General features: G+C 56.6%; 9 protein-coding genes. 4 read left to right on the top strand and 5 right to left on the bottom strand.

All coding sequences use genetic code 11. The annotated features are described in order from the left end of the window. Positions 1-192 precede the first annotated feature (192 nt). The gene (locus N7220_RS09730; RefSeq protein WP_283151257.1) at positions 193-1,188 is read left to right on the top strand and encodes a Gfo/Idh/MocA family protein; all 996 of its coding nucleotides are present in this window, start codon (positions 193-195) and stop codon (positions 1,186-1,188) included. Here N7220_RS09730 and N7220_RS09725 read toward each other — a convergent pair. The 5 genes from N7220_RS09725 to N7220_RS09705 all read right to left on the bottom strand — a co-directional run bounded on the left by N7220_RS09725 (position 1,172) and on the right by N7220_RS09705 (position 8,140). After that, entirely contained in the window at positions 1,172-1,960 is a 789-nt protein-coding gene (locus N7220_RS09725; protein WP_483409574.1) for an inositol monophosphatase family protein, read from the bottom strand. The two genes, N7220_RS09730 and N7220_RS09725, sit on opposite strands and share 17 nt — an antisense overlap. Positions 1,961-2,219: 259 nt before the next feature. Then, positions 2,220-4,607 carry a phosphoketolase family protein gene (locus N7220_RS09720; protein WP_283151255.1) on the bottom strand — a complete coding sequence of 796 codons (2,388 nt, stop codon included), beginning with the start codon at positions 4,605-4,607 and terminating at the stop codon, positions 2,220-2,222. A gap of 380 nt (positions 4,608-4,987) precedes the next feature. Continuing rightward, a complete protein-coding gene (locus N7220_RS09715; protein ID WP_283151254.1) occupies positions 4,988-6,388 on the bottom strand; it encodes a sodium:proton antiporter in 1,401 nt (466 codons plus the stop codon). Between the two features lie 291 nt (positions 6,389-6,679). Beyond that, entirely contained in the window at positions 6,680-7,099 is a 420-nt protein-coding gene (locus N7220_RS09710; protein ID WP_283151253.1) for a VOC family protein, read from the bottom strand. Positions 7,100-7,318: 219 nt separating this feature from the next. Next, a complete protein-coding gene (locus N7220_RS09705) occupies positions 7,319-8,140 on the bottom strand; it encodes an AraC family transcriptional regulator (protein WP_283151252.1) in 822 nt (273 codons plus the stop codon). Positions 8,141-8,388: 248 nt separating this feature from the next. Here N7220_RS09705 and N7220_RS09700 point away from each other — a divergent pair, with 248 nt between their 5' ends. From N7220_RS09700 to N7220_RS09690, 3 genes are read left to right on the top strand one after another with little or no spacing between them, the layout of a single operon-like run. Then, a complete protein-coding gene (locus N7220_RS09700; RefSeq protein ID WP_283151251.1) occupies positions 8,389-9,639 on the top strand; it encodes an ABC transporter substrate-binding protein in 1,251 nt (416 codons plus the stop codon). A gap of 57 nt (positions 9,640-9,696) precedes the next feature. Beyond that, positions 9,697-10,587 (top strand): carbohydrate ABC transporter permease, encoded by an 891-nt coding sequence (locus N7220_RS09695; RefSeq protein WP_283151250.1) that lies wholly within the window; start codon positions 9,697-9,699, stop codon positions 10,585-10,587. A 10-nt stretch (positions 10,588-10,597) separates the two neighbouring features. Then, on the top strand, positions 10,598-11,512 hold the full coding sequence (locus tag N7220_RS09690; RefSeq protein WP_283151249.1) for a carbohydrate ABC transporter permease: 915 nt from the start codon (positions 10,598-10,600) through the stop codon (positions 11,510-11,512). Position 11,513 lies beyond the last annotated feature (1 nt).

The following is an 11,513-nucleotide window of genomic DNA, read 5'->3' as shown; positions in this document are numbered from 1 at the left end:
GCAACCACAGGACTTAAGGCGCGGAGATGTATCCGGGTTGAGTCACCACTTATGATGGTCAGAGGCGGATAAGGCGCATACCCACTCTGGTCCGGTTGTTCAGTGCAGTATCATTCCGGACAAATACGTCGCGTTTGCTTGCTGGCAGAATCGCCGTCTCATATTTACTTCGTCTTTTGGCCTGGAACTACCATGACTACTTCGCAGGAAATCCGCTTTGGCATTATCGGCAGCGGCGGCATTGCGCGTCGCTTTGCTCAAGGGCTGGCCCATGTTGATGGCGCCAAATTGACGCAGGTGTGGAATCGCTCAGCACAAAAATCGCAGGATTTTGTCGGCGATTTTGGCGGCCACGTGGCTGAGTCGGTTGAAAGCTTGCTCGCTAGCGACATCGACGCCGTTTATATCGCCACGCCGCACACCAGCCATGCGCAATACAGCATTGCCGCGCTGGCTGCCGGTAAAGCCGTGCTGTGCGAGAAGCCGGCGGCGGTCAGCCTCGGTGAGCTGGAAGCCGTGCTGGCGCAGGCTGCGGTGAGCGGCAAGCTGTTTATGGAGGCGATGAAGCCGCCGTTCTACCCGCTGTATCGCAAGCTGCGTGAGACGTTGCTGGCAGACCCGATCGGGCCGGTGCAATTTGTCCGCACCGGGTTTTCCATTCCCGACGTTGAACCTGACAGCCGCTTGTATCAACCCGATCTGGCTGGTGGTGGTTTGCTGGATGTCGGCGTGTACGGCGTGTTCTTGTCGGTAGACTGGCTGGGTGCGGCGAAAGACGTACAGGTGCAAGGCCGCGTTGCCGCTGGTGTGGATACCTTTGCTGCCATCAACAGCCAGCATCACGGTGGCTGGTCACAGGTTTATTGCGGCTTGGGATTGTCTGGCGCGGGCGATGCCATGTTGGCGGCGGCCAATGGTCATGTGGTGATCCACGAAAAATGGTGGCACCCGGAGCGCGCCACCATTTGCTACACCGATGGCCGCAAGGTGGAACTGCATGAACCGGCTGAAGGCGGTGGCTTGAATTACGAGACTGCGCATTTCTGCGAGTTGCTGCGCACGGGCAAACTGCAAAGTCCGGTGCTGTCGCATGAAACCTCACGCTCGATGATCCGCTTGCTGGACCACGCCCGCGAAGGTCTGGGCGTGGTTTATCCATTTGAGCGCGGCATTATCGGTTCAATCTGACCCAGTCACGCCAAGGGCCGAACAGTGCAGGGGTGCGGGCGGCAATGGCCGAGCGTTGCATCACGCGGTCGGCCCAGTAGTCATCCAGATTGAGCGTGGCCAGCTGGCAACCGGCTTCTTCGGCGATCAGCGCGCCGGCCGCGTAATCCCATAGTTTTTGTGAGCCGTGCAGCATGATATCCACACGCCCGGCAGCCAGGTAACACCAGTCAATGGTCGATGCGCCAAAATTGCGCAGGCTGTTGAACGGTGCCACCGAGACCACACGCGTGGGCAGGCGGCCGGTGAGATGCTTGGTTTCGACAATGGCGACGCCGTCTCCGGTTTTGATATCGGGTGCGATTAGTGGCAGCGGTTCGCCATTGCACCATGCGCCGTGGCCCGCTGCGGCGTAATAGCATTCATTCAGTACCGGCAGGTACACCACACCTAGCGCCGATCGGCCTTGCCGCATCAGGGCAATGGAAATGGCAAAGTACGGTAAACCGTGGACAAAGTTGGTGGTGCCGTCGATAGGATCAACAATCCACAAGCCGTCCGGGTTTTGTTCCAGCAGCGCCAATTGTTCGGCGGTGGTCATCTCTTCGCCCAGCACCGGGCAGTCGACAATCTTTGGCAATCCGTCGACCAATGCGGCCTGGCTGGCCAGATCAGCTTCGGTAAATGTGCTGCCATCCTGTTTGCGCCCGCTGGCCACTTTCAGGAAACGTGGCATGACCTCTCGCGCGGCGACTTCCCGGGCGAGATCACAGATTTGGGCCAGCAGTTCCAGGTCAGACACGGGGTGCTCCAGCTAGGTTGCTTCGAGGTGATTGTATGCGAGCCAATGCAAATGGTCTTTCGGAATTTGCCGCGCCGCAATAATGGTTTTCCATGGGAGTAGCGTTGGACAACGTGGCCTGCCCCATTTCAACGTGGCCGCGCCAGCCAGTCGCAGACCATGAGGATGACTGGATGGATATAACCATCCCATAAAAAACGGCCCGCATTTGCGGGCCGTTCTGTTCAACAACCACTTGCTATCTGATGGCTTAGTAAGGCCACTTCCAGTCACGTACTTCCGGCATGTCGTCGCCGTACTCGTTGATGTAGTGCTTGTGTTCAACGAGCTTGTCTTCGAACTTCTGCCGAACGTGCGCACCCTTCACTGCCAGAGCTGGAACGCGGTCGATCACATCAATCGCCAGCGAGTAACGGTCAACCTGGTTCATCACCACCATATCGAACGGTGTGGAGGTGGTGCCGTTTTCCACATAGCCACGTACGTGCAGATTGTCGTGACCGTTGCGGCGATAGCAGATGCGGTGAATCAGCCATGGGTAGCCGTGGAAGGCAAACACAATGGGTTTGTCGGTGGTGAAGACCGAATCAAACTCATGGTCATCCAGACCGTGTGGGTGTTCGACCTTGGGTTGCAGCGTCATCAAGTCGACCACGTTCACAAAGCGGATTTTCAGGTCCGGGAAGTGCTGGCGCAGCAAGTCGGTTGCGGCCAATGCTTCCATCGTCGGCACGTCACCGGCGCAAGCCACCACGACGTCGGGCTCGGTGCCTTGGTCATTGGACGCCCAATCCCAGATACCCACGCCCTTGGTGCAATGCTTGATGGCCTGATCCATGGTCAGGTATTGCAGCGCTGGCTGCTTACCCGCAACCACCACGTTCACATAATGACGTGAGCGCAGGCAGTGGTCGGTTACCGACAACAAGGTGTTGGCATCAGCGGGCAGATACACGCGGATGACTTCGGACTTCTTGTTGACCACGTGGTCAAGGAAGCCAGGATCCTGGTGCGAGAAGCCGTTGTGATCCTGACGCCAGACGTGGCTGGTCAGCAGGTAGTTCAGCGACGGAATCTGTTTGCGCCAATGGATGTCACGTGTGGTTTTGAGCCACTTGGCGTGCTGGTTGAACATGGAGTCGATCACGTGAATGAACGCTTCATAGCAACTAAAGAAGCCGTGACGACCAGTCAATAGATAACCTTCGAGCCAGCCTTGGCAGGTGTGCTCAGACAGGATTTCCATCACGCGGCCATCTTGTGCCAGATAGTCGTTGTTGGCGTCTTCTGGCTTGTGTTCGGCCATCCAGTCTTTGCCGGTCACGTCATACACGTCTTGCCAGCGGTTGGATGCAGTTTCATCCGGGCCAAAGATACGGAAGTTCTTGGCGTCCAGATTTTCTTTCATCACGTCGCGCAGGAACTTGCCCATAACGCGGGTGGCTTCGGCGTTGACGGTGCCCGGCTTTTTGACTTCAACCGCATATTTGCGGAAGTCCGGCATTTTCAGGTCTTGCGAAACCAGACCATGCACATGTTTGTTGGCACCCATGCGCAGGTCGCCCTTCGGCGCCAGTTCACGCAGTTCTGGCTTGAGGGCGCCGTCATCGGTGAACAGTTCTTTTGGTTTGTAGCTCTTGAGCCAGTCTTCCAGATTCTTGACGTGCTCTGGCGTCATGTCGGAGAACGGCACCTGGTGGCTGCGCCAGTAATCCTCAACCTTCTTGCCGTCGATTTCCACCGGGCCAGTCCAGCCTTTAGGGCTGCGCAGAACGATCATCGGCCATTGCGGACGAGTCAGTTCTTTACCGGCTTTTTGTTCTTTCAGGGCTTTCTCGCGGATCGCCTTGAATTCGTCCAGCACGGTGTCCATGGTGGCGGCAAAACGCTGGTGCATCTCGGTGTAGTCATGGACATCTTTACCCACTTCAACAAAGTGCGGCTTGTAGCCATAACCTTCGAACAGTTTTTGCAGTTCTTCTTTGGGGATACGGGCCAGCAAGGTCGGATTGGCGATCTTGTAACCGTTCAGATGCAGAATTGGCAGCACCAGACCGTCATTGATTGGGTGCAGATACTTGTTGGAGTGCCAGCTGGTGGCCAGCGGGCCGGTTTCTGCTTCGCCGTCGCCGACAACGCAGGCAACCAGCAGATCCGGGTTATCAAACGCAGCGCCAAAAGCGTGGGAAACCGAATAACCCAGCTCACCACCTTCGTGCATCGAGCCCGGTGTTTCCGGTGCCACGTGCGAAGGAATGCCGCCAGGGAAAGAGAACTGCTTGAACAGACGCTGGATACCATCAGTGGTCTGGCCGATGCTCGGATAGATCTCACCGTAAGTGCCTTCGAGCCAGGTGTTGGCAACCAGACCAGGGCCACCGTGGCCAGGGCCGGCAATATAAGCCACCGACAAATTGCGTTCTTTGATCACTCGATTCAAATGCACGTACACAAAGTTCAGACCCGGCGTGGTCCCCCAGTGACCCAGCAGGCGCGGCTTGACGTGTTCGCGCTTGAGAGGCTTTTTCAGAAGGGGATTGTCGAGCAGGTAGATCTGACCAACTGAGAGATAGTTGGCGGCACGCCAGTACGCGTGCATCTTGTCGATGAGGTCCTTAGGGAGAGCTTTTTGAGCCACGGTTCACCTCGTTTCCTGGTTGTGATTGCAAAAACTTTTTTGACAGTGATGACCTTTGCCCTGCTGACAAGACAAAGGTGCCGGGTTGAAGTCAGTCTATGCCGTTTACATAAGAGTCATCTGATGCAGATCAACACGAAGAGTTGCGTTTCTGCTTGCTGTGACAAAATTACCGAGTAACCACCGAGAAATCTCTAGCCGAAGATGAAGAAAGACAGCTCATGGTCTTTACCAGTTCCACCGCTGCAAAAAGAAAGCACTGTGCAAATTATCATGGCATAAATTTAAAAATATGCACGGTAGGACGGCGTGATTTCAGCTGGCTGACCAAATAAAAAAGGACCGCAGCAGCGGTCCTTTTTGACAGGCGAAAATCGTCATCAGAAATGAAAGAAAATCAGTGTCACCAGCAGGTATAACGGCATTAGAATGGCACCGGACCAGAGCATGTAACCGAAGAACCCCGGCATCTTGACCTTGCCTTGCTCGGCAATCGCCTTGACCATGAAATTGGGCGCGTTACCAATATAGGTGTTGGCGCCCATGAACACGGCACCCATGGAAATCGCCAGTAGCGTGGATGCCATTGGCCCCATCATGTGCGCCGCATCGCCGTGGGCCAGGTTGAAAAACACCAGGTAGGTCGGGGCGTTATCCAGAAAGCTCGACAGCAGGCCGGTCATCCAGAAATACATGCCATCAATGGGCTCGCCGTTGCTGTTGCTGACCACTTTGACCAGCGCCGCCAGATGCCCGGCCTCGCCCGCGCGCAGGATGGCAATGGCGGGCGCGATGGTAATGAAGATCGCCAGAAACAATTTGGCGACTTCCAGAATCGGAAACCAGTTGAACTCGTTGCCAGCGCGGATTTGCTTGGGCGTTAACCACAACGAGATCAGCGCAAAGACCAGCAGCAAGACATCGCGCACCACGCTTTGCAGATCAACCGGCGTGCCATACACGTCAAACTGCACGCCGCTATTCCACACGCCGGACATCAACACTGCGGCAACCACGCCGCCAATCAATGCCATGTTCCACAAGCCGTAGAGCTTGATCGGTTGCGGCTTTTCGGTGGCCACGGGTGCGGGATCACGCTGCCAGAAGCGCCGGTCCAGCACGTAGAACACAGCCAGTAACACAGCCGAGCAGAACAACACGGACGGGAACATGTGTTTCACCGTCCACATGAAGCTCACGCCCTGCAAGAAGCCGAGGAACAGCGGTGGATCGCCCAGCGGGGTCAAGCCGCCACCGATATTGGCTACCAGAAAAATAAAGAACACCACCACATGCACGTTGTGCTGACGGTGTGCGTTGGCTTTGAGGATGGGCCGGATCAACAGCATGGCTGCGCCGGTGGTCCCCATGATCGAGGCCAGTGCTGTGCCCAAAGCCAGCAGACCGGTGTTCAGACCGGCCGAACCGCGCAGCGTGCCCCAGACCAGAATGCCGCCGGAAATCGTGTAGAGCGCAAACAGCAGCAAGATGAACGGGATGTACTCGCCCACCAGCGCATGCACCACGCTATGCAGCGCCGCATCCGGACCGAAAACCATGGCAAATGGCACGAGAAAAACCGCAATCCAGAAGGCGGCGATCTTGCCAAAGTGGTCATGCCAGAAATGCGGTGCCAGCAAGGGAAAAACAGCAATGGACAACAGCATGCCGGCAAACGGAATCGTCCACGCCAATGACAAATTGGCGCCGTCGGGGCTAGCGGCAAAGGCGGCGGCAGGGAGCAAAAAGGTAAGTAAAGCGGCAAAGCGGTGGATAGTCATGAGCGGGATGGCTGTCCTGAAGAGATGGTAAGTGTCACCGAACAGACGGTGGCATGAGTGTTTTTTTAAGTGTCCGGTGACCCGGCAGCGCTCGTCGCGCCAAGCGGGTAAACAAAGGCGGGCACAATATTGATTTAGACGGTATTGGTTAGATAGCTACATGGTTATAGCCAGGCGGCCATGCAGTGCAGTATGTTTCGGGTTTTCCCCGCTTAATGCCAGCAGCCAAGCCGGTTTTGTCCTGCCCTGCAGAGGACAAGGACAAAACGGACCAAGCCAAAACTGTGCCTGTTACCAGGTGCCCACGTTAGCGCGGGAAGCCCATGGTTCTGCAGCGGGTAGTGCAGCGCCGGCTTGCAGCAGTTCGATAGAAATACCATCTGGCGAACGTACGAAAGCCATGTGGCCGTCACGCGGAGGACGCAATACCGCTGCGCCGTGTGCTTCCAGCCGGGCACAAGCGGCGTAGATGTCTTCGACCTCATAGGCCAGATGCCCAAAATTGCGCCCGCCAGTGTAAACCTCCGGGTCCCAATTAAACGTGAGTTCGACTTGCGCGTCGGTATCACCAGGCGCGGCTAGGTAGATCAAGGTAAAGCGGCCGCGCTCGCTTTCTTTGCGCGAGACTTCTTCCAGACCCAGCGCGTCGCGATAAAAACGCATGGATTCTTCCACGTCGGTGACGCGAACCATCGTATGTAGATACTTCATTTTTTTCTCCTTGTTCATTGCTCTGGCTGCGGGGGCAAACTCAGTCGACCCTTATCCGGGCAATCAGCCAGCTCGCCATTATCGGTTGATTGGATGACACACCCGAATTTTTCTTGAGCGTATGCCAGCGCCAGGCCGGTCAGACAAGCCATGGCGAGATGTGTTCCGTACAGCTTGTCATGCGTACCGGCACGTTACTTCACGGCAACCGTAGTGGTCTTAGCCATGGTTGATATGCGTACGGGTATGCAAAGAGCGAAACGCACCCGGCGTCATGCCCTGGTTGCGTTTGAATATCCGCCGGAAATACACGGTGTCGGCAAATCCGCACTGGCGCGCAATCTCGTCGATGCCGCTGCGGGTTTCGGCCAGCAACGCGGCGGCGTGACGTGTGCGGCGTTCGTTAATGGCATCGGTCAGCGTCTTGCCATATTCGGCGCGAAATACCCGGCCCAGATAATCGGGATTGCAACGCAGTTCGGCAGCAATACTGGATGACGAAATCGCGTCCTGAAACTTGGTTTGTATAACCACGTCGGCTTTGCCCGCCAGCACGGATGCCGCGCCTTCTTCGGTTCGGGCGGACTGACTGGAGCGCGCCAGCTCGCACAATATCAGCATCATCAGCAGGCTCAACGTGGCCGAACGCGCGCCGAATAACTCCTGGTCGTCCAGCAGGCGCCGGAATAAAGCGGTGACATGATCCGGCCGCGCCACGGCGGCGTGCTGGCGCGCTTGTAACTGGCCTTCTTGCGACATGACCGCGAGCGCATCGTGGGTAAAGTGTGCCCAGTAGAACTTGAGATCACGCGAGCTGGGTCGCGTGCCTCGATGATGACGGCCTGGCCACAGCAACAGCGCTTCACCGGCGCGAACCTCGAAGTCGTTTCCTTCCTCGCTCAGATACAGCACGCCCTCTTTGACGAAAACCAGCTCATAAGAATTGAGGATGCGTTCCGGGTGCGTCCACGTCGCGCAGGTGGAGACGAACAAGCCGCCATTCTGCGCATGTAGTGGCAAAGAGGGATCAAACCGCAGCATGCGATGTGTCCTTATAAGTGTCTGAATTATCCATATCTGGCTATCCAGCCTAAACAGTTCCGACTAAGCGTACCGGTATCGATGTCGGAATAGTCCTGTTTTGTGTGGTTTGATTGCTTGTCGCCGCATTGGCGGTCTGTAGTATTGCGGCCAGCACTACATAACGTCCAGTACACAGGTGCAGGTCCATTCAATGTGCTGGCAATGCCGATGGCCAATCTGCCATCCCCTGATCACGGAGCCAAAAAATGAATACCTCTGGAAGGGCAACTCTGCTTTTGGGCGCGAGCCTGATATTTGCTGCGTCGGCCTGCGCCGTTGCAGATGATGCAAACAACGCGACGTTCTGGGTCCGCATGCAGGATTCGTCGGTCGCCACGCCTCTGGTCAAGGCCTGGAACGCCAGCCACAAAGACCAGATCAGCCTTACCGTCGTTCCCAACGATGATTTCATGACCAAGTTTGGCACTGCCGCCGCCTCAGGCAACGTGCCGGATATCCTGGCGGTGGATTTGATCTACGTGCCGCAACTGGCCAAAGCCGGGCAACTGACCGATATCACTGACAAAGCCAAAGCACTGCCATTTGCCGGAACGCTGTCCAAAGCACATATGCGTCTGGCCAATTCCGGTGGGCGCCAATATGCCTTGCCATTCAGTGCCGAAGGCTCCTTGCTGGTTTACAACAAAGGGCTGTTCAAGAAGGCCGGGCTGGACCCCAACAGCCCACCCAAAGACTGGGCCGGGATCGAGGCTGATGCCAAGAAAATCACCGCACTCGGCGGCGGTGTAAAAGGGTTCTATTTCTCCGGCGCGTGTGGCGGTTGCCAGATTTTCACCTTCACGCCGTACATCTGGGCATCGGGCGGCGACATTTTGAGTGCCGATGGCAAAACCCCGACGCTGGACAAACCCGAAGTCAAAAACGCGCTTAATTTTTACCATCGCATGTGGAGCACCGGGCAAATCTCGGCTGGCTCTAAAACAGATGCGGGCCAGAACTTTATCAACACCTTCCTCACCGGCAAGGTCGGCATGGTGGGCACCGGTGCCTTTGCCATTGGCCTGCTCAAACGTGAACATCCGGAAATCGACTTTGGTGTGACGCCATTCCCCGGTGAAAAAGGCGGCACCGCCAGCTTTGCCGGTGGCGATTCGATTGGTATCCCCAAGGGCTCGAAACACCCGGGCACTGCATTTGAGTTCATTAGCTGGTGTCTGACCGAGCCAGTGCAGGTGGAATACTTTGCCAAAAACGGCAGCATCCCGGTGCGCTCCGATCTGGGCAAAGCCTATGTCAATGGCGATCCACGACTGCAAGTCGCGTTTGATGCGTTCAGCAAAGGCCAGGCTCCCTACAGCGACAAGTTCAACCAGTTGATCAACGACAACAACGGGCCGTGGGCGACGATGGTGCAAGAAGCGGTGTATGGCGGCAACGTCGATGCCGCCGTCAAGAAAGCACAAACGCGCTTTACCGAAATTCTGGCCGGTAAGTAATCGCACCAAAGCCGCACTGCGCTGCCACGCGGAGCGGCTTTCCCTCGGGGGATTGCCATGGCTGCCCAAGCCAGTTTGACCACGCGCAACGCATGGGCCGGTTATTTGTTTGTCGCGCCGTGTCTGTTGATGATTGCCACCTTCTTTTTCATTCCGCTGGGTATGACCTTGTGGATGTCGCTGCACGACTGGCCATTATTTGGCGCACGCAGTTTCAATGGCCTGGATAACTACGTGCAGTTGGCACACGACGATTCGTTCTGGCAAAGCCTGCTGTTCACCACCAAGTACACGCTGCTGGTGACGCCAGCGCTGTTTATTGCGGCCTTTATCCTGGCATTGGTCGTACAACGCCCGGGGCGCTGGTCAGGATTGTTTCGCACTGCGTACTTTCTGCCGGTGGTGATTGGCATGAGTGCAGCCAGCCTGTTGTGGGTATGGCTGTACAACGATCAGGTGGGCGTTTTCAGCGCCATTCTGATGAAAGTGGGGCTGCTGGATGAGCCACTGGAATGGTTCGATACCGCCAACGGCGCGTTGTTTTCCATCGTCGCCATGGTTACTTGGAAGATGACCGGCTTCACCATGGTGCTGCTGCTGGTAGGCATGCAGGCCATTCCGGAAGACCTCTACGAGGCGGCGCGCATCGATGGCGCCAATCGCTGGAACCAGCTGCGCTACATCACCTTGCCGCTGATGCGGCAGACCTTTGCGCTGGCGCTGACGGTATCGGTGATCGGCTCGTATCTGGCGTTTGACCAGTTCTACATCATGACCCATGGCGGGCCGCAGAACAGCACCATCTCGGTGGTGTACTGGATCTACCGCGCCGCGTTTACCTATTCCAAAGTGGGCTATGCCTCGGCCATGTCGGTGGTGTTGCTGCTGATCCTGATCGTAATGAGTTTTGTGCAGCTGTATTTGCTGCGCAGTGACGACAACGCCTGAGAGACCGATCATGAATCAACCTTCCCTCACGCTCCCGACCATGGAACACGCAGCCATGCCGGATGACGATGTAGCGGTCGTGGTGCCGCGCGCATTGCGCTGGCGTAGCGGCCTGGTGCTGGCCTTTGCCTTCCTGGTGATGCTGCTGTTTTTGTTCCCGGTGTTCTGGTCGATTGTGACGTCATTCAAGCCAGCGGCAGAAGCTTCGGCCTCGCCACCCACGTTCTGGCCCAGCCGGATGTCGCTGCAAAACTACGAAGAACTGCTGCATTTTGGCGCGGGTTTGTGGCGCTATCTGTGGAACAGCACCTGCGTGGCCCTAATGACGGTAGCGGGCGTAGTAGTGCTGTCGGTACTGGGCGGCTACGGCTTTTCGCGCTTTCGCTTCCCGTACAAGAAGCTGATTTTCATGCTGGTGCTGGCCACCATGATGATCCCGTTTCAATCCATCCTCACGCCGCTATTCATCCTGCTTAATTTTCTGCATCTGCATAACACGCTGGGTGGGCTGGCGCTGGTGTACATCACCTTCCAGCTGCCGTTTTCCATTTTCATGATGCGCAACTCGTTTGACTGCGTGCCACGTGAACTCGAAGAAGCCGCCACGCTGGATGGCTGCAATGTGCTCAGTTCGTTGTGGCGAGTGATGTTGCCGATCGTGAAGCCTGGCATCGTCACCGTGGCGCTATTTGCCTTCTTTACTGCCTGGAATGAGTTGCTGGTCGCGCTGGTGCTGATCTCGGACGCCGACAAATTCACCCTGCCAGTGCTGCTGCAAAGTGCGCAATCCCAGTTTATGGGCGGCGTGAACTGGGGAGTGATGCAGGCCGGTATCACCATCAGCATTTTGCCCTGCGCCGCGCTGTTTCTTTTGCTGCAACGTTTTTATATCAACGGTTTGATCGCCGGTGCGGTCAAGGCCTAAC

Origin of the sequence: Silvimonas soli (assembly GCF_030035605.1) — a bacterium.
GTDB classification, from domain to species: Bacteria; Pseudomonadota; Gammaproteobacteria; order Burkholderiales; family Chitinibacteraceae; genus Silvimonas; species Silvimonas soli.
The sequence above is the reverse complement of the archived record's forward strand: the minus strand, read 5'-3'. Positions and strand labels throughout refer to the sequence as shown.